This is a genomic window from Chryseobacterium sp. SG20098, from assembly GCF_031844745.1.
Lineage (GTDB): Bacteria > Bacteroidota > Bacteroidia > Flavobacteriales > Weeksellaceae > Chryseobacterium > Chryseobacterium cucumeris.
On the sequence record NZ_CP134622.1, the window covers coordinates 5,095,269 to 5,117,326 of the forward strand.

25 protein-coding genes and 1 riboswitch are annotated in these 22,058 nt (G+C 36.7%); of the genes, 13 read left to right on the plus strand and 12 right to left on the minus strand.

Annotated features, from left to right (window positions below; all coding sequences use genetic code 11):
• Nucleotides 1–7: 7 nt before the first annotated feature.
• Both RHP76_RS23245 and RHP76_RS23250 read right to left on the minus strand, forming a co-directional pair.
• Nucleotides 8–1,213 (minus strand): metallophosphoesterase, encoded by a 1,206-nt coding sequence (locus tag RHP76_RS23245; RefSeq protein ID WP_311229176.1) that lies wholly within the window; start codon nucleotides 1,211–1,213, stop codon nucleotides 8–10.
• A gap of 64 nt (nucleotides 1,214–1,277) precedes the next feature.
• Nucleotides 1,278–2,351 (minus strand): 3-oxoacyl-ACP synthase III family protein, encoded by a 1,074-nt coding sequence (locus tag RHP76_RS23250; protein WP_311229177.1) that lies wholly within the window; start codon nucleotides 2,349–2,351, stop codon nucleotides 1,278–1,280.
• Nucleotides 2,352–2,452: 101 nt separating this feature from the next.
• Between RHP76_RS23250 and RHP76_RS23255 the strand changes: the two genes are divergently transcribed.
• The 8 genes from RHP76_RS23255 (at nucleotide 2,453) to RHP76_RS23290 (ending at nucleotide 8,736) form a co-directional block, all read left to right on the plus strand.
• Nucleotides 2,453–3,022: a hypothetical protein gene (locus tag RHP76_RS23255; protein ID WP_062670900.1), complete on the plus strand. Its 570-nt coding sequence runs from the start codon at nucleotides 2,453–2,455 to the stop codon at nucleotides 3,020–3,022.
• A gap of 72 nt (nucleotides 3,023–3,094) precedes the next feature.
• The gene (gene ubiE, locus RHP76_RS23260) at nucleotides 3,095–3,757 is read left to right on the plus strand and encodes a bifunctional demethylmenaquinone methyltransferase/2-methoxy-6-polyprenyl-1,4-benzoquinol methylase UbiE (RefSeq protein WP_238590583.1); all 663 of its coding nucleotides are present in this window, start codon (nucleotides 3,095–3,097) and stop codon (nucleotides 3,755–3,757) included.
• Nucleotides 3,758–3,760: 3 nt separating this feature from the next.
• Entirely contained in the window at nucleotides 3,761–4,543 is a 783-nt protein-coding gene (locus tag RHP76_RS23265; protein WP_311229178.1) for a type IX secretion/gliding motility protein PorT/SprT, read from the plus strand.
• A 138-nt stretch (nucleotides 4,544–4,681) separates the two neighbouring features.
• Nucleotides 4,682–4,984: a hypothetical protein gene (locus RHP76_RS23270; RefSeq protein ID WP_034695970.1), complete on the plus strand. Its 303-nt coding sequence runs from the start codon at nucleotides 4,682–4,684 to the stop codon at nucleotides 4,982–4,984.
• On the plus strand, nucleotides 4,984–5,271 hold the full coding sequence (locus RHP76_RS23275; protein ID WP_034695967.1) for a cell division protein ZapA: 288 nt from the start codon (nucleotides 4,984–4,986) through the stop codon (nucleotides 5,269–5,271). Before RHP76_RS23270 ends, RHP76_RS23275 begins: the two co-directional genes overlap by 1 nt.
• A gap of 233 nt (nucleotides 5,272–5,504) precedes the next feature.
• Complete coding sequence (gene rny / locus RHP76_RS23280; protein ID WP_062670898.1) at nucleotides 5,505–7,070, plus strand: ribonuclease Y; 1,566 nt, start codon at nucleotides 5,505–5,507, stop codon at nucleotides 7,068–7,070.
• A gap of 73 nt (nucleotides 7,071–7,143) precedes the next feature.
• The gene (locus RHP76_RS23285) at nucleotides 7,144–8,385 is read left to right on the plus strand and encodes an MFS transporter (RefSeq protein ID WP_123278000.1); all 1,242 of its coding nucleotides are present in this window, start codon (nucleotides 7,144–7,146) and stop codon (nucleotides 8,383–8,385) included.
• Nucleotides 8,386–8,553: 168 nt separating this feature from the next.
• Nucleotides 8,554–8,736 carry a hypothetical protein gene (locus RHP76_RS23290; protein ID WP_062670895.1) on the plus strand — a complete coding sequence of 61 codons (183 nt, stop codon included), beginning with the start codon at nucleotides 8,554–8,556 and terminating at the stop codon, nucleotides 8,734–8,736.
• Between the two features lie 79 nt (nucleotides 8,737–8,815).
• Here RHP76_RS23290 and RHP76_RS23295 read toward each other — a convergent pair whose 3' ends face one another.
• From RHP76_RS23295 to RHP76_RS23315, 5 genes are all read right to left on the minus strand, one after another.
• Nucleotides 8,816–9,751, minus strand: a complete 936-nt coding sequence (locus RHP76_RS23295) for a YeiH family protein (RefSeq protein WP_288442357.1) — start codon at nucleotides 9,749–9,751, stop codon at nucleotides 8,816–8,818.
• Nucleotides 9,752–9,870: 119 nt separating this feature from the next.
• On the minus strand, nucleotides 9,871–10,746 hold the full coding sequence (locus RHP76_RS23300; RefSeq protein WP_311229179.1) for a LysR family transcriptional regulator: 876 nt from the start codon (nucleotides 10,744–10,746) through the stop codon (nucleotides 9,871–9,873).
• A 311-nt stretch (nucleotides 10,747–11,057) separates the two neighbouring features.
• Nucleotides 11,058–12,365: a chloride channel protein gene (locus RHP76_RS23305; RefSeq protein WP_120230541.1), complete on the minus strand. Its 1,308-nt coding sequence runs from the start codon at nucleotides 12,363–12,365 to the stop codon at nucleotides 11,058–11,060.
• Nucleotides 12,366–12,396: 31 nt separating this feature from the next.
• Nucleotides 12,397–12,464, minus strand: a riboswitch (Fluoride riboswitch).
• A gap of 179 nt (nucleotides 12,465–12,643) precedes the next feature.
• Nucleotides 12,644–13,483, minus strand: a complete 840-nt coding sequence (locus RHP76_RS23310; protein ID WP_311229180.1) for a GLPGLI family protein — start codon at nucleotides 13,481–13,483, stop codon at nucleotides 12,644–12,646.
• Between the two features lie 84 nt (nucleotides 13,484–13,567).
• Nucleotides 13,568–14,035: an acyl-CoA thioesterase gene (locus RHP76_RS23315; protein ID WP_002980508.1), complete on the minus strand. Its 468-nt coding sequence runs from the start codon at nucleotides 14,033–14,035 to the stop codon at nucleotides 13,568–13,570.
• 121 nt (nucleotides 14,036–14,156) lie between these two features.
• On the opposite strand from RHP76_RS23315, the gene RHP76_RS23320 reads away from it, so the two are divergent.
• Nucleotides 14,157–14,510, plus strand: coding sequence for an arsenate reductase family protein (locus RHP76_RS23320; protein WP_120230543.1), 354 nt, complete (start codon nucleotides 14,157–14,159; stop codon nucleotides 14,508–14,510).
• A gap of 5 nt (nucleotides 14,511–14,515) precedes the next feature.
• A complete protein-coding gene (locus RHP76_RS23325) occupies nucleotides 14,516–14,965 on the plus strand; it encodes a hypothetical protein (RefSeq protein ID WP_216444986.1) in 450 nt (149 codons plus the stop codon).
• A gap of 65 nt (nucleotides 14,966–15,030) precedes the next feature.
• On the opposite strand, the gene gcvT is transcribed toward RHP76_RS23325, so the two are convergent.
• The 3 genes from gcvT to idi are packed head-to-tail and all read right to left on the minus strand — an operon-like array spanning nucleotide 15,031 to nucleotide 17,099.
• The gene (gcvT, locus tag RHP76_RS23330) at nucleotides 15,031–16,107 is read right to left on the minus strand and encodes a glycine cleavage system aminomethyltransferase GcvT (protein ID WP_120230545.1); all 1,077 of its coding nucleotides are present in this window, start codon (nucleotides 16,105–16,107) and stop codon (nucleotides 15,031–15,033) included.
• 9 nt (nucleotides 16,108–16,116) lie between these two features.
• Nucleotides 16,117–16,590, minus strand: a complete 474-nt coding sequence (locus RHP76_RS23335; protein WP_062670883.1) for a hypothetical protein — start codon at nucleotides 16,588–16,590, stop codon at nucleotides 16,117–16,119.
• Nucleotides 16,590–17,099, minus strand: a complete 510-nt coding sequence (gene idi, locus RHP76_RS23340; protein WP_288442371.1) for an isopentenyl-diphosphate Delta-isomerase — start codon at nucleotides 17,097–17,099, stop codon at nucleotides 16,590–16,592. Before idi ends, RHP76_RS23335 begins: the two co-directional genes overlap by 1 nt.
• A 327-nt stretch (nucleotides 17,100–17,426) precedes the next feature.
• Between idi and RHP76_RS23345 the strand changes: the two genes are divergently transcribed.
• Both RHP76_RS23345 and RHP76_RS23350 read left to right on the plus strand, forming a co-directional pair.
• Nucleotides 17,427–17,837, plus strand: a complete 411-nt coding sequence (locus RHP76_RS23345) for an LNS2 domain-containing protein (protein ID WP_002980498.1) — start codon at nucleotides 17,427–17,429, stop codon at nucleotides 17,835–17,837.
• A gap of 86 nt (nucleotides 17,838–17,923) precedes the next feature.
• The gene (locus RHP76_RS23350) at nucleotides 17,924–18,883 is read left to right on the plus strand and encodes a D-2-hydroxyacid dehydrogenase (RefSeq protein ID WP_311229181.1); all 960 of its coding nucleotides are present in this window, start codon (nucleotides 17,924–17,926) and stop codon (nucleotides 18,881–18,883) included.
• A 74-nt stretch (nucleotides 18,884–18,957) separates the two neighbouring features.
• Here the strand turns inward: RHP76_RS23350 and mscL are convergent, their stop codons facing one another.
• Nucleotides 18,958–19,335 (minus strand): large conductance mechanosensitive channel protein MscL, encoded by a 378-nt coding sequence (gene mscL / locus RHP76_RS23355; RefSeq protein ID WP_034695945.1) that lies wholly within the window; start codon nucleotides 19,333–19,335, stop codon nucleotides 18,958–18,960.
• 245 nt (nucleotides 19,336–19,580) lie between these two features.
• Here mscL and RHP76_RS23360 point away from each other — a divergent pair, with 245 nt between their 5' ends.
• Nucleotides 19,581–21,098 carry an NAD(P)H-hydrate dehydratase gene (locus RHP76_RS23360; protein WP_311229182.1) on the plus strand — a complete coding sequence of 506 codons (1,518 nt, stop codon included), beginning with the start codon at nucleotides 19,581–19,583 and terminating at the stop codon, nucleotides 21,096–21,098.
• Between the two features lie 71 nt (nucleotides 21,099–21,169).
• On the opposite strand, the gene lgt is transcribed toward RHP76_RS23360, so the two are convergent.
• Nucleotides 21,170–21,958, minus strand: a complete 789-nt coding sequence (gene lgt / locus RHP76_RS23365; protein ID WP_311230276.1) for a prolipoprotein diacylglyceryl transferase — start codon at nucleotides 21,956–21,958, stop codon at nucleotides 21,170–21,172.
• Between the last annotated feature and the right edge of the window lie 100 nt (nucleotides 21,959–22,058).

Below are 22,058 nucleotides of genomic sequence, written 5' to 3' on the forward strand. Positions count from 1 at the left end.
CGGACCTTTAGCTCAACTCAAAAAGCGTAATCTCCGGCAGTACACCCACTCTTCCTGGGTATCCTAATACACCAAAACCTCTGTTTACATATAATAGTTTCCCTTCACTTTCGTATAAATCAGCCCATTTTGGATATTTGTATTGTACGGGTGACCATTTTACGTTTTTAAGATCTAAACCAAACTGCATTCCGTGGGTATGCCCTGAAAGAGTTAAGTGGATATTTGAAGGGTGCTTTTTAACCACATAATCAAAATGAGTAGGGTCGTGGCTCATCAGAATCTTCGTAGCGGATTCTGGCACTCCTTTTAAAGCATCATCTATTCTTCCGAATTGAGGAAATGGTTTTAATCCCCAGTTTTCTACTCCCAGAATGTATAGTTTTTCTCCGTTTTTTTCAATGACTCTGTGTTCGTTTCTCAGCATGTCGAAACCAGCTTGTTTTTCATAGCCGATTAAGGTGTCAAGGTTTTCTTTTTTAGCTGCAGGTGATTCCCAGGTCACGTAATCTTCGTAATCATGGTTTCCTAGCACGGCTAATTTTCCGTCTTTGGCCTTAATTTTTGAAAACAAGGGAATAAAAGGTTTGAACTCGTCTGCAACATTGTTCACCATGTCTCCGGTAAATAATACCAGATCAGGTTTCTGTTCGTTGATCAGGTTAATCGCATGCTGTAATTTGTCCGGATCTGAGAAGCTCCCGCTGTGAACGTCTGAAATCTGAATGATTTTATATCCTTTAAAGCTTTTCGGAAGGTTAGCAAAATTTACTCTTACTCTTCTTACTTTATGTCTGTACTTTCCAAACGTAATTCCGTCTATGAAAAGAGCAGAAAGTACTCCGCTCATTCCTAATCCAACCAGACTCAGGAACTTTCTTCTTTCCGGGAAGAAATTCTCGGAGGGTTTGGCGAAGCCGATTAAATAACCTCCGGTTCTGATAATATCATCAATTAATAAAAACAGAACTATGAAAATTTTAGGAAGGATAAAGATCAAAAATAAGGAAATCATGATCTGGGTTCTTGCCATACTTCTATCTGATCTCTGATAGTGAGTGAATTCGTAAGCGAAAATCCCGTACACAACCAAAGAAATTATCCAATATCCGATTCTGATCCAGAAATTATCGGTAAGTGTTCTGATGGCCTGATAAATATACACTTCCAAAAAAAGGAAGATTCCGGCGATGATTAAAAAATTCTTTTGCATGTCTGATCAAAAAAAGCACAAAGAATAAACTTCCCTGTGCTTTTATATTTTAATGGTTTAAATATTACTTTTTAGGAAATCTATAAACGATAGCATTGATGTTCATTCCGGCACCTACCGAAGTCATTACAATGTTACCATTATCTTTAAACGATTGACCTTCCATTTTTCCTTTAATTATTAAATCATACATAGTAGGAATTGTTGCTACAGAAGTATTTCCAAGATCCTGGATCGTCATAGGAGAGATGGCATGATCGTATTCTTTTACATCATAAAGTCTGTGAAGTCTTTCAATCATAGCATAATCCATTTTAGCGTTTGCCTGGTGAATTAAGATTTTGTCTATATCTTCAATAGAAAGACCGGCATCAGTAATGGTATCCTTGATCGCAACCGGTACATTTTTTAGAGCGTATTCATAGATTTTTCTTCCTAACATTCTTACATATAGGCGTTTTTGATCTACTTGTTTATTGATGGAAGGTTGGTTTTCAAGATAATTTAATTCAGGTCCGTTGTCACAAATCGTGTTGTGGGCAATAATCCCTACATTCTCTTCATCTGTTGCTTTTACTACTACAGCTCCTGCACCGTCTGCAAAGATCATTCTGTTTCTGTCATGTGGATCTGTTACTCTGCTTAAAGTTTCCCCTCCTATAACAAGAATTGTTTTAGCTACTTTAGCTTTAATAAGGTTATCCGCCAAAATCATAGCTTCCACCCATCCCGGACATCCGAAAAGCATATCATATGTTACGCATTTTCTGTTTTTGATTCCCAGTTTATTCTTTACTCTCGCTGCCATTGTAGGCATAAAATCAGCATATCCATGTTCTGTAACTTCCCCGAAATTGCTTGCATAGATGATATAATCCAGTTGTTCGCCGTCTACTTTTGCATCCTCAAGGGCGATTTTTGCAGCTTCATAACCGATTTGTGAATTGGAAAGATCATCCTCAATGAATCTCCTGTTTTCGATTTCTGTAATCTCTACAAATTTCGCAATGGTCTCTTCCACAGGCTTTTCAATCTTTACTCCGTCTTCAGTATAAAACTCGGAATTCATGAAGTAATCTCTACCAATAACTCTGTTCGGAATATAAGATCCAGAGCCAATAATGATCGTATTCGGCATTCGTTTATATGATTTTTTTAAAGATGCAAAGTTAATAATTAATATTAATAACGGAGAATTAAAAATATTATTAAATTTGCAAAAATTGTACTTTACAATCTATGAAAAACAACTCGTCCTTAAAAGGCTTACTTATTGCAGCTGTGGCGTTTATCGTTGCCTTTGGGATCTACTTCCTTTTTTTAGCCAAGAAGAATTATTATGTGGTAGATAATCCTACCCCGAATACGTATTACTTTAAGATCAATAACGGATCTGAAGGAATTATTTCAGCGGGGCAGTATGTGCATGTGGATTTGAATAAAGGGAAAAACTCTATTCAGGTTTTTGATCAGAACAAGAAAATGCTTTACGATTCAGCATTTGAAGTCAATAAACTTCGTGGTCTGATTAATATTACCCATCAGGATTACTACGTAAATGATCAGTATTACGGATATAATCTTAAAAAAGATTCGTTGCTGACAGCACTTGATAAAACGGTTATCGACGGAAAGGATTATTACGGAGGAGCAAGACGCTTCAATAAGCTTTACACAGAAGATTTTTATTACAATGTAGATGAAGACTATGACAAAGTGATCAAAAATATCCAGAAAGTGGAATCACGATCCAAAATCTTCAGAAAGCAGGATTACCTAAATTATTACAAAGAATATTACAAGTTTTAAGTTTTGACAAAAGATATCACCAAAGTTACTCCCTACAATTCAGAGGCTACCAAAAAAAGCCAGGTAGAGGATATGTTCGACAACATTGCACCGAAGTATGACCTTCTGAACCATGTTTTATCCATGAAAATTGATGTTTTATGGAGAAATAAACTGGTAAGATGGATGAAAAATGATAATCCGCAGGAAGTGCTGGATGTGGCTACAGGAACGGGAGATCTGGCAATTACTATTGAAAAAGGAACCGGTTCTAAAGTAGTTGGATTAGATTTATCACAACAAATGCTGAATGTTGGCGTTATTAAAATAAAAAAACTTAAATTAGACGGCAAAATTTCCATGCAAAAAGGAGATGCAGAAAATTTACCTTTCGAGGACAATAGATTTGATGCTGTTTCCGTTGCATTTGGAGTAAGGAATTTTGAAAACCTTACCAAAGGTTTGGCAGAGTTAAGAAGAGTAGTTAAAGATAACAAAAGTGTTTATATACTGGAGTTTTCAAAGGTTGAGGGTTTCATGGGGCCATTTTATATGTTTTATTTCAAAAATATATTGCCTGCCATCGGCAGATTGGTTTCTAAGGATAATAGGGCGTATACATACCTTCCGGATTCTGTAAATGCTTTTCCTTTCGGGGAGAAGATGAAGCAAATTCTTTTAGATACGGGATTTAAGAAAGTTGAATATAAAAAATTAAGTTTAGGTATAGCCACAATTTATAAAGCAACAAAGTAACCTATGAATAAATTTCTATTAAAAGCACTGGTTTTAACCTCAGTAAATGTTGCCGTTTTTGCAAACGCGCAATTCAGAACCCGAAACAGAATGGACAAGTTGGAAGATTTCGACGAACAGAAATTCAGTTGGGGGTTTTATTTGAACGGGAACAGACTGGATTACCGCATTGTTTTGCATCCGAAATATGGGATGAATGATAATGAAAACCTTGTTACCTCTAAGGAAAGTTATAGTTTCGGTGCCGGGCTTATTGCAAAATGGAGACTGAATGACTATCTTGATGTAAGAGTAGAACCAGGGTTACAGTTTGCACAAAGACAGTTGACTTTTAATACTCAATCCAATGACATTTATGCGGGTGGATCTTTAACCAATCCTCCTTTTATGCCATTCCCTTTACAGGAAAAGGATAAAGTAAGAGAAATTAAATCTACCTTGATTGATATTCCGGTACTTCTGGAACTTCATGGTCAAAGATGGTACAATTCAAGGCCTTACATTGCTGCAGGGGTGAACTATGTTGTAAACCTTCAGTCTAACTCAAGTTCCACAGATGACAACATGCAGGGAATCTACAGATCTACAACGCACAACTTTGCATGGTCTGCAGAAATGGGAATTCAGTTTTATTTCAACAAGTTTAAGCTGACTCCTGCCGTAAGAGGAACATTCTTCATGAACAACGAGAAAGTGGCGGATAATGCTACTACACCTCCTTACTGGTCATCTGCGATCTCTACACTGCAGACAAGAGCGGTAATGTTCGTTCTGAAATTTGAATAAAAATATTGTGTCAAAAAATACACAGGAGGTGCACTGGTGCCTCCTTTTTTATTGTTATATCAAAATATAGAGTGTTTTATTTTTGTTAGTGTTATTATTTTTTTATTTTTGCTTTTAGTTAGAATATACAAACCTGAAATGCTTCAAGATTTAGAAAACAATTTTTCAGAATTAGAGAGAAAGATTTCGACTCTGCAAAAGAACTATAAAAATCTTACGGAAAATTTAAAAGAATTAAATTTTGAGCATGAAGAGTTGAAGAAGAAATATGATGAGGAAAGAAGAAAGAATCAGGTATTAGCAGAAGAACAAAAAAATATAAAACTTTATTCAGCAATATCAGGAAATCCTGAACACAATAGGTTAATGAAAAACCATATCAACAGATTGGTGAAAGAAATTGATTTCTGTATTGCTCAGCTTCAAAACAGTGGATTATAATGGAGGTAAGGAGAATAACCGTCAACATTGCAGGAAGAGTGTATCCGCTGAACGTACCGGCAGCAGAGGAAGAAACTTTGCGTAAAGTAGGGAAGCAGATCGAGAATATGATTAAAGATTTTGAACAGAATTTCGATGTAAGAGATAAACAGGATGCTTTGGCAATGTGTGCCCTTAAACTGGGAACCAATGCAGAAGTAGTTTCTCTGAACTACGAAAAAAATATTAATTCAACCAACGAAAGATTAACGCAGATTAATCAGTCGTTGAATGAAATCGGGAAATAGATTTTTTTTCCTGAAAAGTACTGCCTACAATAATTCTAACACATTAAAGGTAAACTCAACGCTAAACAATTACCGAACAAATGTCCATCGAATGGCGTGCCGGACTTCCGGATTACAGACAGTGGAAATCAGTTCAAATCGTGTTGATTAGGAGTTTACTCTCAATCTCTGGATTATTGTGGGCTTTTTTTATTGAACAAGGATATGAATACAATTAAAACTCAATATAAATTATGATAGAAGTTATAGTAGGTGTTGTTTGTTTAGTAATCGGAGCTGTAGTGGGAATATTTTTTTCCAGAAGTTCTCTGAATACTAAAGCAAAATTCATCATAGATGATGCCAAGAAAAATGCCGAAAACCTTATAGAAAAAGCCAATGTTCAGGCTGAATCCATAAAGAAAGAAAAGAATCTTCAGGCTAAAGAAAAATTCCTGGAATTGAAATCACAGCATGACGCTGACATTCAATCCCGCGAAAAGAAAATGCAGGAAGTTGAAAAGAGAACAAAAGACAAAGAGCATAAGCTGAATGATGAACTTAGCAAGACTGGAAAGCTTGAAAAAGACTTGGACAAGCAGATTGCAGATTATGCTAAGAAGAACGAAATTCTGGACAGAAAACAGCAGGAATTAGATATAGCTACTGCCAAAAAAGTAGAAATACTAGAAAAAATCTCTAATTATACTGCAGAGGAAGCTAAAGCAGAATTGGTGGAAACTATGAGAGCTGAGGCAAAAACAAGAGCGCAGGCACATGTTCAGAGCATCATGGAAGAAGCTCAGCTGAATGCCAAGAATGAAGCAAGAAAAATTGTTATTCAAACGATTCAGAGAATTGGAACCGAGCAGGCTATCGAAAATTCAGTATCCGTTTTCAACATTGAATCCGATGAAGTAAAAGGTAGAATTATCGGTAGAGAAGGTAGAAATATCCGTGCTTTAGAAGCAGTAACCGGAGTAGAAATTATCGTTGATGATACTCCTGAAGCTATCCTTCTTTCATGTTTCGATCCTGTAAGAAGAGAGATTGCAAGACTATCCCTTCACAGATTGGTAACCGATGGTAGAATTCACCCGGCAAGAATCGAAGAAGTAGTAGAAAAAACTAGAAAACAGATCGAAGAGGAAATCATTGAAGTAGGGAAGAGAACCATCATTGATTTAGGAATCCACGGATTACACCCTGAACTGATCAAAATTGTAGGTAGAATGAAATACCGTTCTTCTTACGGACAAAACTTACTGCAGCACTCAAGAGAAGTAGCCAACATTGCTGCAACCATGGCTGCTGAATTAGGATTAAACGTTAAATTAGCCAAAAGAGCAGGTCTTTTACACGATATCGGTAAAGTTCCTGAGCAGGAATCAGAATTACCACACGCCCTTTTAGGAATGCAATGGGCTGAGAAATACGGTGAAAACCCTGAAGTTGTAAACGCAATCGGAGCTCACCACGACGAAATTGAAATGAAATCGTTATTATCTCCGATCATTCAGGTTGCCGATGCGATCTCTGGAGCTAGACCGGGAGCAAGAAGACAGGTATTGGAATCTTATATTCAGAGATTAAAAGATCTTGAATCTGCAGCATTAAGCTTCGATGGAGTATCCAGTGCTTATGCAATTCAGGCAGGTAGAGAACTGAGAGTAATGGTAGAGAGTGGAAAAGTAAATGACGAAGTAGCTTCTCAGCTTTCTTATGACATCTCTGAGAAAATCCAGAATGAACTGACTTATCCGGGACAGGTAAAAGTAACAGTAATCAGAGAAACAAGAGCTGTGAATATTGCCAGATAATAATCAGAAAAAGATATTTGATAAAAACCTTTCAAGAAATTGAAAGGTTTTTTATTTTTATCAAAACTTAAAAATGCAAGAACTGTCCCTGTCTTCAAAACTGAAGTACATTTTCTCTATTCCCGTTATTATTTCTGCCCTAGGCTATTTTGTAGATATCTATGACCTTCTTTTATTCGGTATCGTTAGAATTCCAAGTTTAAAAGCATTAGGGCTTAATCCGGATGCAGACGGAACTTTCATACTGAACTGCCAGATGGTAGGACTTCTCATAGGAGGGGTATTCTGGGGAATTTTTGGAGACAAAAAGGGAAGACTTTCTGTACTGTTTGGATCTATTTTGGTTTATTCATTAGCCAATATTGCCTGTGGTTTTCTTCCTTATTTTCCGAAAGAGCATTTAGTGTACCAATATGCCGGGTTAAGATTTATTGCGGGTATTGGACTTGCCGGAGAGCTCGGAGCCGGAATTACGCTGGTTTCTGAAAGTCTGCCGAAGAATTTAAGAGCTATCGGAACCTCAGTAGTTGCAGGTTTTGGATTAATGGGTGCTGTTGTAGCTCAGCTTACCGTAGAGCTGGCCGGAGGATGGAATATTTCTTACATTATCGGTGGGATCATGGGAATTATGTTATTGATACTGAGAATAAGCGTATCGGAATCCGGAATTTATAAGAATCTTGAGCATAAAAACATCTCAAAAGGAAACTTTCTCTCCTTTTTTACCAATAAAGACAGATTGATAAGGTATTTAAAATGCATTGCAGTGGGATTACCTACCTGGTATTGCATAGGGATTCTGGCTGTTTTAGCCAATCAGTTTGCCCCTGAATTGGGCATAAAAGATATCAACCCCGGAAAAGCAATTATGTGGGCTTATGTAGGTATTTCTGTCGGCGACCTGTTGAGCGGGTTTATTTCTCATGCTTTAAAATCACGAAAAATGGCCATCTTTTATATGCTGGTCTTTACTCTGGTTGGGGTGGCAATCATGTTATTTGGTAATACAAATACGGAAACAAAATATTACATGTTTTGTGTATGGCTGGGATTTGGAACAGGATATTGGGCCATGTTTGTGACACTGGCAGCAGAACAGTTTGGAACGAATATAAGAAATACTGCAACCACAACTGTTCCCAATATGGTAAGAGGGTTGGTGCCGGTAATGATATTCGCTTTTGATTCCCTTAAAGGGCATTTCCCTGTTGTAGAAAGTGCTGCCATAGTAGGAGTAGTGGTATTCGGGCTTGCATTTTACTCTTCACTTACCATTTCTGAAACCCACGACAGAGATCTTGAATTTACAGAATAATTTAACTTGTTTAATAAATAAGATGCTGGTAATCCTTGTTTTGAATATAACAATGAAGTTATAATCAATAAATTATTAAATTTTATTCTGATTTTTGTTGCGAGTGTTTAATATTTGTTTAACTTTGAGAAGTAACTAAAACTATATTTTTAATCAAAACTAAACTACATGAACATTATGAAAAATGCTAAAAAACTGAGAAAACAAGATTTAAAAAATATTACTGGAGGAGTAAGCGGTAAGCCGGATTTATCTCTTTGCGGATGTAGCTGCTCTGGTGCTGTAACTGGTCCTGACTATTGCTCAATATATATGGGCTGTCCACAGGTTTATACTTGTGGGGAGATCTAAGAAATTATTTCAATTAGAAATAAACATTTCCACATTTAATATGCAGAACCCTTTTGATTCCAAAAGGGTTCTGCTCTTTTTAATAGATAATGTAAAGAAGACTGCCAACACTTATGATGATCCATAGGATAATTGCCATAACCAAAGGTTTTAATCCGATTGATTTCAGCGTTTGAATAGAAAGGGTAGAACCAATCAAAAATAAGGTCAGATTCAGACCGGATTTTGCCAGAACAGTAATTGAAGTGCTGAAGCGGTCAAGAAATGGGAAATAAGTATTCAAAAGGATCGCCACAATGAAATACCCGATAAACCACGGAATCTTTATTTTGGAATCTTTACTTTTAAAAATAAACATGGTAATCAGTGAAACAGGTATAATCCATAAAGCACGAGCCAATTTAACAGTAGTTGCTATTTTCAAGGCTTCATCTCCATATTTGCTGGCAGCACCTACTACAGAACTCGTATCGTGAATTCCCACAGCACACCAAAGTCCAAACTGCTCCTGTGAAAGATTCAGCAGGTGTCCTATTGCAGGGTATACAAACAAGGCAACCGAATTTAAGGTAAAAACAATAGCCAGTGCAAGAGAAATTTGTTTTGTATTAGGTTTAATGATGGGGGAAACAGCAGCAATAGCACTCCCGCCACAAATAGCAGTTCCTGCGGAGAGAAGATAAGATAAAGGTCTTTCCAGTTTAAATAATTTTCCCAGAAAATATCCTAAAACCATAACGGTGACAATACTTACAACAGTCAGCATCAAGCCTGTTTTTCCGGCATGAAGCGCTTCATCAAGTTTCAGCCCGAATCCAAGACCTACTATTGAAATCTGCAGCAGTAAATGAATATATTGATGAAGGTGTTTTTCAAAAGGGTTTCCGATAAAAACAGCCAGGGCAAATCCCAAAGCAAGAGCAATTGGAGAAGATATAAAAGGTGTAAGGCATAATACAGCCAAAACAATAAAAAATACTTTCCTTGTTATTTCATTTTGAATGAAATCTTTCATAATGCGAACTTTTAAAATAAGTATCAAAAGTCCGGAAAATAGTATTACAAAGTAAATCGTATTTTGTTATATTGGATAACTAAAAGTTATATCTTTGCTTATTGCTTATTGCTTATTGCTTATTCTGCAAACCTCAAAAAAAGTTTGATCAGTTCAGATTGTTCGCCTTTAGGCAGGATAAAATGAAAATCTCTTTCAATACTGAAATTTTTAATGTCAATGACCGTAAGTATATTGTTTTTCAGTTCATTTAAGATAGTACTGATAGAAAGAAACGCCATACATTCCGAATGAAGAAGATAATTTTTGATACTTTCACTGCTTCCCAGCTGCATGACAGTATTCAATTCATGGATATTGATTTCCTTTTCTTTAAGCCTGTTTTGGATGAATTCCAGCGTCCCGGAACCTTGTTCTCTGAAGACCAGATCCAGTTGGTAAAGATCTTTTAAGTTTAAAGTTTTATGAGTAAGAGGATGGTCTGACTTTGCCGCCAGAACAATTTCATCGGGCTTAAACGTTTTATATTCAAAATAAGAAGACTGTGATTCTCCTTCAATGATACCGAGATCAATTTTTTCTTCTTTTAAAAGCGTTGAGATTGTTTCTGTATTTCCTGTCAGCAATTCAATCTTAATATCTGTATAATACGAATTGAATTTGGCTAAAATCTCCGGTAAAATATACTGTGCAACGGTTGTACTCGCCCCGATAATCAGTTTTCCTTTATGCTGCTGACTGATCTGACTGATCTCAAATTCCATGTCACGGTAGATATTTCTGATCTTTTCGGCATGTTCAAACAGAATTTTTCCGCTTTGAGTCAGTTGGATAGAAGTTCCTTTACGGTCAAATAGCTTAGCACCTATCTGATTTTCAATCTCTTTAATATGCTTGGTAACAGCGGGTTGGGAAATGTGAAGCTCCTCTGAAGCCTTCGTGAAACTTAATCGGGTAGCCACCGTATGGAAAACTTTTAATCTGTAATCGAACATGGGGTAAAATTACGAATTATAGTTGGAAATGATGAAGGGAGTTTGAGAGTGGGAGGGTTTGAGGGTAATGAGATGCGTGTTGCGAGTTTCGGAGTCTTAGTATTTGAGAGATCGGGGATTCGGGATTCGGGTTTCGTGGTGCGGGATTCGTGGTGCGAGTTTCGGGATTTCAGGTTTAAGATGTTATAAATGAAGAACTGAGAACTAATAAAAACCAGCATACCGCATCCAGCAACAAAATAAACAAATAATTGTGACCCCGCTCCTCGCACTTCGCATCCCACATCCCGCACCCTGCATCTCGAAATCCCTTATAAAAAATCCGAAACAGACTTGTCCTGCTGACTTTCAAATCTTCTGTTTTTTGCCTCTCCAATCTTTTGTTTTGTATAAATACTATTATGACCGGAAAGAAGATAAGAAACGACACACGCAATAGCTACATATACACCGCATTCTGCTCCGAATAATTCAATTCCCATCAGCATACAGGCCAAAGGAGTATTGGTAGCTCCGGCAAATACGGCTACAAATCCCATTCCTGCCAATAATCCGAACGGTAATGGGATGAAAAGTGATAAAGCACTGCCTAAGGTAGCACCAATGAAGAACAGGGGTGTCACTTCTCCACCTTTAAATCCGGCTGAAAGGGTAACAATGGTAAAAATCATTTTTAAAGCAAAATCATACAGTGGAAGCTGTTTTTCAAAAGATTCTATGATCACAGGAACTCCCAGTCCTATATAACGGGTTGTTCCCATCGCAAAAACGGCAAGTGCTATAATAATTCCTCCCACTACAGGACGAAGCGGAGGGTATTTGATATTTGATTTAAAGACAGAGCCCATCCAGTGGATGATTTTACTGAAAGCGGCCGCGCAGATTCCAAAAGCTATTCCTGCCAGAATGCTGTATAGAATTGGTAAAAATTCAAGTTTCGGAATAAAATCAATATGGTAATGGGTATGTTTTACATTCCATAGATTGGTAGCCCAGTCTGCCAGAATTGCGGAAGCAAATGCCGGAAAGATTGCATTGTAACGAATCCTTCCGATCAGAAAAACTTCAAGACCAAAAACGGCTCCTGCCAGTGGTGTTCCGAAAACGGAGCCAAATCCGGCAGCAATAGCAGCAATAATTAATATTTTTCTTTCATTTCTGTCAAGTTTAAAAGGCCTGGTGAGCTGATCCGCGATGGCACCCGCCATCTGAAGAGCTGTTCCTTCACGGCCCGCAGAACCTCCGAAAAAATGCGTTGCAATTGTTCCCAGATAGACAAAAGGAGCCATTTTGAAAGGAATAATTCCCTTGGGTTCATGGATGGTATCAATCAACAGGTTATTTCCAGCCTCCACATCTTTTCCGAAATAATAATAAAGAAGCCCTATCAGAAATCCTGCAGCAGGAAGTAAAGCAATCAGCCAGAGATGATTTTCTCTGAAGTTTGTTGCCCATTCTAAAGACTGAAGAAATCCTGCAGAAGCTGTTCCTACCAATATACCAATGATGATACTGATACACAGCCATTTTAAAATATAAGGAACTGCCGGAAATTTTCTGAAGAAAAAACGAGTATGAAAAATTGCTTTTTTACCTGGTGTTCTTTGACTTTTTGACATAGTAATCCTGATTAGTTATTTGTTAATAATCTTTTAATCAGGCGTCATCAGCTTTTGTAAAGCGGTTGGGTAAGGAAGAACACCATTTCCTTTTGATGATGCAAATATATGAATTATGGTAAAAAGATAAAAGATAAAAGATAAAAGATAAAAGATAAAAGATAAAAGATAAAAGATAAAAGATATTGTTGTTAAAATTCAATAGGGGTGGGCTTTAGCCCAGCCAAATAAATTTTAAATCCCATTGGCTTTAGCCCAAACTTAAAATAACCATAGCTTTAATATACCGGATAATGCATCGCCTTATTGATTTCAATCGGATTATTATATTTTCTGATAACCTCCTGCATGCTTTTGGTTTGCGTATTCAGTTCATCAACATTATGAATTTCCTTTCCGTTGATATTAATTCTAAGGTCATTATTGGATTTGCTGATATTATTTCTTTCAAAAGCAAAAGGATCATTATAAAACTCCATAAGCAGCTTATGTTTTTGCTTTTCGTTAATAGGAATTGCTTTATTACCAAAGCTGGATTCCAGGAAATCTGAAGTAGGGGAAACTTCCGGAAGTTCTCTGCTTTTAACGAGCGTATAAAGGAAATTTTTCTTAGCATCTGATAGCTCAAAGATTAAACCGGGCAATCCACGCAGTTTAAATGGCCCTTCATTAAATGGAATATCTTTACAGAACCAGGCCGTCCAGCTTCTCCCTCCAAATTTTGTAGTTGCTTTTTGTAAAGTATAGTTTTCTACCTTTTTTATCTCATCAGCAATCGTCCAATTGATCTTATCTATAGTTTTAAATGTATAATATCCGTTTTTAATATTGATGAAATTTTCATTATCAAAAGAATTGATCTTTCTTTTAACTACCTGTCCGGTCATATCAGTATAGCTGAAGTTCGTTCCGAATTTTTTATTCAGAGAGTCTCTGATGGCGAGATCTTTTCCATAGAATTTTACTTCCTTCGGAGTGATATCGAGGGTCATATTTACTTTTTCATATCCAGCCTCGGTAGAATCCATTTTATACTGAAGTTCATAAATAAACCGGTGTGTCTGAGACTGCACCAAAGCTGTTACAAGCAATGCTGTTAAAGTAAAAAAACTTTTCATATCATGTGATTGGTTGTTTTTTGTTACTGGTTTCCCAAAACCTTAAACCTCAAATCCTGCAATCTCGCATCCCGAAACCCGCTCTTACAAAAAAGGTTTCATTTCATCTTCAATCTGCGTTCTCAGCTCCATCAGGCGTTTGGCATACATTTCAAGCTGTTTTTCTTCCTCTGTTTCCGGTGTCCATTTGGGAACAGGGAGTTTTTTTCCATTTTCATCCACAGCTACAAATACGATAATACAATGTGTTTTCTTCTCAAAGTTGGGCTGTTTTAAATTTCTTGAAAAAACATTGATGGCAATATGCATGCTTGAAGTTCCGGTATAGATCACCTGAGCGTCTACTTTTACTACTTCCCCGATTTTAATAGGATCATAAAAACGAATTCCGCCTACATAAACAGTGACAGAATAATTACCACTCCAGGTTGTCGCGCATGCATAACCGGCCTGGTCAATCCATTTCATAACACTTCCTCCATGTACATTTCCTCCGTAATTAACATCTGAAGGCTCCGAAATAAACTGAAAAGTAATAGGCTTGTTCTGCATCTTTATAAAATTTGAATAAAGTTATTTAATAATTTCCAAAGTTTTAGATTAAATCCTACTTTTGAAAGACGAAACTTTCAGTGAAAGAGAATTTTAACCCATAACAGATTTAGAACCCGTAATGAAGAAAGTATTTTATCTCAACACTTGTGATACATGTAGAAAAATTTTAGCCCAATTTGACCTTACAGGCTGGGAACTTCGCGAAATTAAAAAAGAGCCCATCACAAAAGAGGAATTGGCGGAAATGCATAAGAAAACAGAATCATACGAAGCATTATTCAGTAAAAAATCCACTCAGATTAAATTGAGAGGGCTGGATGTAAAGTCTTTGACAGAGAAAGATTTTAAAGAGTTACTGCTGGATCATTATACTTTCCTTAAAAGACCTGTTTTTGTGACAGATAAGGAGATTTTCGTAGGAAATGATAAGAAGAACGTTGAAGAATTGCAGAAGTTCTTTGGTGTGATATAGCGTATATGGGATTTGGATTAGAGATCTATCTCATTTTTGATGTGAAAGAACCATTTGAAAAGTATTTGGAGCTTAGAGATCGTTACCATTTTGATCATAGAAACGGCTTAAACTTAATAATGACAGGAGATGGAGATGTTGATGCAGGTGATGAAGATCGACTGTTAAGGCAAGTCGAAAGAGTTTTAAATGTTGATCTTACTTTGTTGGATTTCTGGGATTATACTGAAGAATACGAAGGTTTTACAAGTATAGAACCTTTACGTGTGAAACTGATTGAACTGGAACATGCATTAGCAGAAAATCCTGAATTTTATAAAAGAATCAGCTGGGGGCACGATATAGAAGAAGAATATCTGAAAGACAACTTTATAAAAGATGTCCGCTTTTTCATTGAAAGGCTCAATTTGAATCTTGAAAATGGAGCTTCCTTGGTAAAATATATTTCAGACTAAAATTTTATAAAATCAGCCCCGCAAAAATTGCGGGGCTGATTTATTTCTTATATCTTTTGAACAGATTATACAAAAGGAGCTTTTACCACTTTTGCAGGAATGTTCTTGTTTCTTACCTGAATGAAGATTTCAGAACCTAATTTGAAGTGAGGTTTGTCTACATAAGCAAGTCCTAAACCTACTTTTTTCATTGGAGACTGTGTTCCGGAAGTTACTTTCCCGATTACATTTCCTTCAGCATCCACTACAGGATAATCATGTCTTGGAACTCCTTTGTCTGTCAGTTCGAAACCTACTAGTTTTCTTGTAACTCCTTCTTCTTTTTGTTTTGCGAAAACATCTTTAGAAACGAAGTCTTTGTCAAACTTAGTGATCCATCCTAAACCGGCTTCAATCGGAGACGTTGTATCATCTATATCATTTCCGTACAGGCAGAATCCTTTTTCTAATCTTAAAGTATCTCTGGCAGCCAATCCGCAAGGAATAATTCCTTCTTCTTTACCAGCTTCCATTACGGCATCCCAAAGTTTTTCAGCACTTCCGTTATTGAAATAAATCTCAAAACCACCGCTTCCTGTGTATCCTGTGTTTGAAATAATTACATCGTTTTCGCCCGCAACAGTTCCTACAGTAAAATGATAGTAAGGAATTTCTGAAAGATTTACGTCCGTAAGCTTTTGAAGAATTTCAGTAGCTTTAGGCCCCTGAACTGCCAATAATGACATCTCATCAGAAGCATTGGTCATTTTAGCCCCGAAAGTATTGTATTTTGAAATATGATTCCAGTCTTTGTCGATGTTGGATGCGTTGACTACTACAAAATATTTGTCATCTTCCATCTTGTAAACGATAAGGTCATCTACAATTCCGCCGTTTTCGTTCGGAAGGCAAGAATATTGAGCTTTTCCGTTTTCAAGTGCATCTACATTGTTGGTAGTTACATACTGCAAAAGGTCTTTTGAACCCGGCCCTTCGATGAAAAACTGTCCCATGTGGGAAACATCAAATAATCCTGCTTTTTCTCTTACGGCAAAGTGCTCTTCTGTAACCCCTGAATATTGAACAGGCATTTCAAAACCTGCGAAAGGTACGATCTTAGCTCCCAAAGAAACATGTTTGTCGTACAAGGCTGTTTTCTTCATATTTAATTTTTATTTCTTTATTTTAAAACTGTTAAAAGTCTCATTGAATAGGGTCATATAGTTTCCGTTCCAGAACTTCTGGCCACAGTTGATGGAAACCAAATATAAGTTTTTATCTTTTTGAAAAGCTTTGGTTACCCAGAACAGCTTCTCTTTTTCATCGAAATGCTCATAGAAATATTCCGTATACCCTTTCTGGCTCTTTTTTTCTTTTACTTTTTTTTCTTCGTCATGTGATTGATAAAGGGCAAGGATAAATTTTTTCACTTCTTCTTTCGGAAGGGGAAGATCATGATATTCCGAGATGGTAATAGCACCTATCTGGCTGGTAGGGAAAATATTGATGATCTCACTGTCGTTTGTGGATTTCCAGCCTTCAGGAACATTGATAGAGTAATTCGGAGTGTCAAATACACCTGCCTTTTGGGCAAAAAACAGGCTTCCTGTCAAAAAAGCAGAAAAAAGCAATATTTTTTTCATCATTAAAAATGGTGTTTGTATTCTTCGAGGATGATTTTGAACCATTCTGTAAAGTTTTCAGGATGTTCGGAAATTTCCTTATCAAGATCTTCCATAGAAATGAATCTTACTTCTTCCACTTCATCTTTATTTAAATTGAAATCAGCTTCATGATTTCCCACAAACACATGATCCAGCTCGTGCTCCCAAAGACCACCGCCTACATCTGCTTTGTAAATAAAATGGAATTTTTCAGAAAGATCAGCTTCAATTCCCAATTCTTCCTTCAGTCTGCGTACTGCTCCTTCCAGATAAGTTTCTCCTTCTCGGGGGTGTGAGCATACCGCATTGGTCCATTGATTGGGAGAATGGTATTTTCCTGACGCTCTTTTCTGCAATAGCATTTCTCCTTTATTATTGAAAAGAAATACAGAAAAAGCACGGTGTAACAAGCCATTGATGTGAGCCTGCTGTTTCTCCATCAGCCCTAAAACCTCATCTTCAGGATTTACTAAAATGACAAATTCTTCCATTCCTACAAATGTAAGAGTAATAAATGTATTTTGGAAATTTTTAGATAAACATCATGCTTTTTGTAATAAGACTCATAAAATGGAATGAAGGATGAAAGTTTACAGATACTACATCCATTCACAGACTGATTTTCTTTAAAACCTCCACTTTCTTATTTAAAAAAAGAAATGCAAAACGAAAATTATTAACTATTTCAGGGTAAATAATGAATAAAATATTGATATTATTCTTTAAATAACAGTTTTTGTAGTAAAATATTAACATAAACTAAGATTAATATGCCTGATAGTTGTAAAAACGCTAACTTTGTTTTTTAATATTTAGTAATGGAATTAGAATACATTGAACACATTAGTCCTATTCTAAAGGATGGAATAAAAAATTACTTAATAGATATCGACGGAACCATTACTGATGACGTTCCCAATGAAGAGCCGGAAAGAATGGTTACCTGCGAACCCTACCCTGATGCTCTGGAAACGATCAACAGATGGTATGACGAAGGACATCAGATCTGCTTTTTTACTTCAAGAACCGAAAATCTGAAACAAATTACGATCGACTGGCTGGATAAGCATGGCTTCAAATACCACAGCGTGCTTTGCGGAAAACCAAGAGGAGGAAATTATCACTGGATAGACAACCACCTGGTAAGAGCTACAAGATACAAAGGAAGATTTACGGATTTGGTAGAAAAACAAGTGACCATTGAGGTATTCAAAGAAGACGGCGAATAAAAATATAATTCAAAGATTTAAAGATTAAATGTGAACCAGTACCTTTAATTTTTAAATCTTTCATTTTTTAATATACTTGATATTTTATGAAAGTTTTAGCAAACGACGGCCTGGATCAATCTGGAATAGATGCATTGACAGAAAAAGGCTTTGAGGTGATTACTACAAAAGTTCCCCAGGAATTTTTAGTAGATTATATTAATGAGCACAAAATCCGCACATTATTGGTGAGAAGTGCCACACAGGTAAGAAAAGATATTATTGATGGATGTCCGTCCATCGACATTATTGGAAGAGGGGGGGTTGGTATGGATAATATTGATGTAGATTATGCAAGAGAAAAAGGGATTCATGTGATCAACACTCCTTCAGCATCATCGGAATCTGTGGCTGAGCTTGTTTTCGCCCATTTGTTTTCCGGGGCTAGATTTCTTCAGGATTCTAACAGAAAAATGCCAGTTGTAGGAGATACTGAATTTGCAGGTCTTAAAAAAGCATATGCTGCAGGTATAGAACTGAGAGGAAAAACCATCGGTATTGTGGGAATGGGAAGAATCGGCCAGGAAGTGGCAAGAATTGCTTTAGGACTTGGGATGAGAGTGATTGCAGCTGATAATAACGTCGGAAGAGCAAGTATCAAAGTGAAATTTTACAACAACCAGTTCATCAATGTTGATATCGAAACAGAGCCGTTACAGGATGTTTTAAAACATTCAGACTTTATTACTCTGCACGTTCCTGCACAGAAGGACGGTTATATGATCGGAAAGAATGAGTTTGAAATAATGAAAGACGGAGTGGCTGTTGTCAACTGCTCAAGAGGAGGAGTTATTGATGAAGCAGCTTTAATTCAAGCTTTGGACTCAGGTAAAGTAAGATTTGCCGGATTAGATGTTTTCATTAATGAGCCAACACCTTCTAAAGAAATCCTTACTCATTCTAAAATCTCCCTTACCCCTCATACGGGAGCTTCTACGCTTGAAGCACAGGATAGAATCGGTCTTTCCCTGGCAGAGCAGATTTCAAGCATCTCACAGATTCAGTAATTTGGAAATGATATTATAAATAAAGCACCTTGGTTAGACCGAGGTGCTTTTTATATTAAAATGTAGTTTACAAATTAGATATTTTTGCTTTTCAACAAATCTCTGATCTCAGTAAGTAATTTTTGATCTTCTGTAGGTCCGGCAGGAGCTGGAGCCTCTTTTTTGTTCACTTTATTAGCCAGTTTGATGATCCAGAAAAGAACCATCGCAATACAAAGGAAACTGATTACTGCTGAAAGGAAGTTTCCATAAGCAACACCATTCCATGTAAGTTTTGCAATATTTTCTGCACCGGCTGCTTTCAATGCCGGGTTTAAGATCAGAGGCGTGATAACATCTTCTACCAAAGACGAAACAATTTTACCAAATGCTGCCCCAATGATCACACCGACAGCCAGATCGAGAACATTGCCCTTAAAGGCAAACTCTTTAAATTCTTTAACAAATCCCATAATTTATATTTTTTTAATTAGTATATACACAAAAATATAATTTAAAAATGTAAAAAACACTACTTTTTATGGTTTTTTATTCCCAAAATATTGAATTTTATGAGAAATTTATAGAATTTGATTTAATGAATATTTCAGCTTTTTTAAGATATATTATCTCATTAGTGAGGTCTCTTTATTTTTGTTATTGACGTGGCATCATAATGAAAAATCTTTTGTAATTTGCTTAAAAGTTTGATTTGCCTATGAAAGTTTTTACAGCAGAACAGATACGCAGCTGGGATCAGTTCACGATTTCTCAAGAGCCGGTTTCCTCCATTCAACTGATGGAAAGAGCTTCAATGGCTGTTGCACATTGGATTTCGGAACATTGTAAAAATCATAAGAAACTGGCTGTATTTTGTGGTAACGGAAATAACGGAGGTGACGGCCTGGCTGTCGCAAGAATACTTTATCTGAAAGGTTTTGATGTAGATGTATTTGTAAGCGATTCCAAAAAGAAATTTTCAGAAGATGCTTCTGTTAACCTGAAAAGACTTCGTGATTTATCCGGAATTTCAGTCAGGAAATTTGATCCTAAAGAACAATATAATTTTGATGATAAAACAATTATTATCGATGCTCTTTTCGGAACAGGATTATCCAGGCCGTTGGAAGGAGAATATAAAATGCTTGTTGAACAATTGAATACTAAAAAGAATATTAAGATATCCATTGATGTTCCTTCCGGATTGTCTGCTGATGAAATGTTTGACCATGATCCTGTTATTCTGAAAGCTGATTATACCCTTACTTTCCAATGCTGGAAAAAGACCTTCCTTCATCCTGAAACCGGAAAATATACTGGAAAAATAATAGTACTGGATATTGATTTAAATAAAATATATGCAGACACAACCGATTCTGATTACTCTGTAATTGATGATCAGCTAGTGGGCTCGATATTCATTCCGAGACAGGAATTTTCCCATAAAGGCAGTTATGGTAAGGCAGCCATCATAGGAGGAAGCTATGGAAAAATAGGAGCGGCAGTGCTGGCAACACGATCTGCTTTGAAAACCGGAGCAGGGCTGACCTTTACACTCGCTCCGGAATGCGGATACAATATTTTGCAGACCTCATGCCCTGAAGCCATGTTTATACAAGGAGGGGAGCAGTTTATCACAAATTTTGAGATGGACAAAGATGTTACCTGTGGTGCAGGCCCTGGATTAGGAACCCATTCCGGTACAGAGAAAGGCTTTTTGAGTTTTTTGAAAAACTATTCTCAGCCTTTGGTTCTCGATGCAGATGCATTGAATATTATTTCAATTGATCCAAAAAATTTGAAACTCATTCCCAAAAAATCAATCATAACTCCTCACCCGAAAGAGTTTGAAAGACTTTTCGGAAGTACAGATAATTCTTTTGAAAGACTTGAACTGGCAAGGAAAAAGGCAAAAGATCTTGGTCTTTATATTGTTCTTAAAGACCACCATACCCAGGTTGTTACTCCGGAAGGAAAAGTATTTTATAATATAACCGGAAACGCAGGATTGGCGAAAGGAGGAAGCGGAGATATTCTTGCCGGAGTTCTCACTTCTCTTCTGGCTCAGAAATATTCTGAAGAGAGAACCTGTATTCTGGGGGTATGGCTGCATGGCAGAGCTGCCGATATTGCTTCAGAAAAACATTCAAAAGAATCGATGCTGCCTACTGATGTCATTGATGCATTGGGGTCTGTTTTTGAAGAACTGAACAGGAAAGCGGAGAGAAATCTGTAAGTAAACAGCTAATAAAAAAGGCAAATCTGTATTTCTACAAATTTGCCTTTTTATTTTTTAGTTTAAATGGTTTATTCCGGTTTCTCGTTTTCTGCTTCAGTAATCTTAAATTTCTTGGAAACGATCATGATGACAACCCCTGCAATCATAAAAGGAATCGAAAGAACCTGACCTGTATTCAGACCACCGATCTGGATGAATTCATCTCCCTGTGGCTCCTTAAGGAACTCAACAAAGAATCTGATCGCCCAAAGAATGATGAAAAACAGACCGAATAACCATCCCTGCTGGTATTTTTTATCTGTTTTTCTGTACAATATCCATAATAGAATGAACAACAGAACATATCCTACGGCTTCAAATAACTGGCTCGGATAACGGGGTACAGTAAGACCATACTCACTGCTTTGTTGTGGGAAAAGCAAAGCAAACGGAGAATTTGGGTCAGCTGGTTTTCCAACGATTTCAGAGTTGAAAAAGTTCCCCATTCTTACAAATGCTCCTCCTAAAGCAACCACAATACCCAATCTGTCATATACCCAGAATGGATTTTTTTTAATGATTTTAAATGAATAATAAAGCGTAGTGAAAATCAAGGCAATGGTAGCACCATGGCTTGCCAGCCCTGAAAATCCAGTAAATTTAAAACCGTTTTTTGTGCTTATAGGCAGGAATACACTCCAGAAATCTTCTTTAAATAATTCCGGCTGATAAAAGATAACATGTCCTAATCTTGCTCCCAGAATTGTCCCGATCAATGTCCATGTGAACAGAGGTTCAAGGTATTTTTGGTTCACATTATCAATCTTAAAGATTCTCGTCATTAAAACATACCCGAAACCAAATGCAAATACAAACATCAAACTATAAAAGTGAAGCGTAAATGATCCGATGTGAATGCCTTTTGAAGGATCCCAGATTTTAAATGAAGTCCTAAGTTCTACTTTATCAGAATCAGTG

Coding starts and splice junctions, on each gene's coding strand:
- RHP76_RS23245 (WP_311229176.1), bottom strand. CDS start 1,213: ATGCAAAAGAATTTTTTAATCATCGCCGGAATCTTCCTTTTTTTGGAA.
- RHP76_RS23250 (WP_311229177.1), bottom strand. CDS start 2,351: ATGCCGAATACGATCATTATTGGCTCTGGATCTTATATTCCGAACAGA.
- RHP76_RS23255 (WP_062670900.1), top strand. CDS start 2,453: ATGAAAAACAACTCGTCCTTAAAAGGCTTACTTATTGCAGCTGTGGCG.
- ubiE (WP_238590583.1), top strand. CDS start 3,095: ATGTTCGACAACATTGCACCGAAGTATGACCTTCTGAACCATGTTTTA.
- RHP76_RS23265 (WP_311229178.1), top strand. CDS start 3,761: ATGAATAAATTTCTATTAAAAGCACTGGTTTTAACCTCAGTAAATGTT.
- RHP76_RS23270 (WP_034695970.1), top strand. CDS start 4,682: ATGCTTCAAGATTTAGAAAACAATTTTTCAGAATTAGAGAGAAAGATT.
- RHP76_RS23275 (WP_034695967.1), top strand. CDS start 4,984: ATGGAGGTAAGGAGAATAACCGTCAACATTGCAGGAAGAGTGTATCCG.
- rny (WP_062670898.1), top strand. CDS start 5,505: ATGATAGAAGTTATAGTAGGTGTTGTTTGTTTAGTAATCGGAGCTGTA.
- RHP76_RS23285 (WP_123278000.1), top strand. CDS start 7,144: ATGCAAGAACTGTCCCTGTCTTCAAAACTGAAGTACATTTTCTCTATT.
- RHP76_RS23290 (WP_062670895.1), top strand. CDS start 8,554: ATGAACATTATGAAAAATGCTAAAAAACTGAGAAAACAAGATTTAAAA.
- RHP76_RS23295 (WP_288442357.1), bottom strand. CDS start 9,751: ATGAAAGATTTCATTCAAAATGAAATAACAAGGAAAGTATTTTTTATT.
- RHP76_RS23300 (WP_311229179.1), bottom strand. CDS start 10,746: ATGTTCGATTACAGATTAAAAGTTTTCCATACGGTGGCTACCCGATTA.
- RHP76_RS23305 (WP_120230541.1), bottom strand. CDS start 12,365: ATGTCAAAAAGTCAAAGAACACCAGGTAAAAAAGCAATTTTTCATACT.
- RHP76_RS23310 (WP_311229180.1), bottom strand. CDS start 13,483: ATGAAAAGTTTTTTTACTTTAACAGCATTGCTTGTAACAGCTTTGGTG.
- RHP76_RS23315 (WP_002980508.1), bottom strand. CDS start 14,035: ATGCAGAACAAGCCTATTACTTTTCAGTTTATTTCGGAGCCTTCAGAT.
- RHP76_RS23320 (WP_120230543.1), top strand. CDS start 14,157: ATGAAGAAAGTATTTTATCTCAACACTTGTGATACATGTAGAAAAATT.
- RHP76_RS23325 (WP_216444986.1), top strand. CDS start 14,516: ATGGGATTTGGATTAGAGATCTATCTCATTTTTGATGTGAAAGAACCA.
- gcvT (WP_120230545.1), bottom strand. CDS start 16,107: ATGAAGAAAACAGCCTTGTACGACAAACATGTTTCTTTGGGAGCTAAG.
- RHP76_RS23335 (WP_062670883.1), bottom strand. CDS start 16,590: ATGATGAAAAAAATATTGCTTTTTTCTGCTTTTTTGACAGGAAGCCTG.
- idi (WP_288442371.1), bottom strand. CDS start 17,099: ATGGAAGAATTTGTCATTTTAGTAAATCCTGAAGATGAGGTTTTAGGG.
- RHP76_RS23345 (WP_002980498.1), top strand. CDS start 17,427: ATGGAATTAGAATACATTGAACACATTAGTCCTATTCTAAAGGATGGA.
- RHP76_RS23350 (WP_311229181.1), top strand. CDS start 17,924: ATGAAAGTTTTAGCAAACGACGGCCTGGATCAATCTGGAATAGATGCA.
- mscL (WP_034695945.1), bottom strand. CDS start 19,335: ATGGGATTTGTTAAAGAATTTAAAGAGTTTGCCTTTAAGGGCAATGTT.
- RHP76_RS23360 (WP_311229182.1), top strand. CDS start 19,581: ATGAAAGTTTTTACAGCAGAACAGATACGCAGCTGGGATCAGTTCACG.
- lgt (WP_311230276.1), bottom strand. CDS start 21,958: ATGTTTGTATTTGCATTTGGTTTCGGGTATGTTTTAATGACGAGAATC.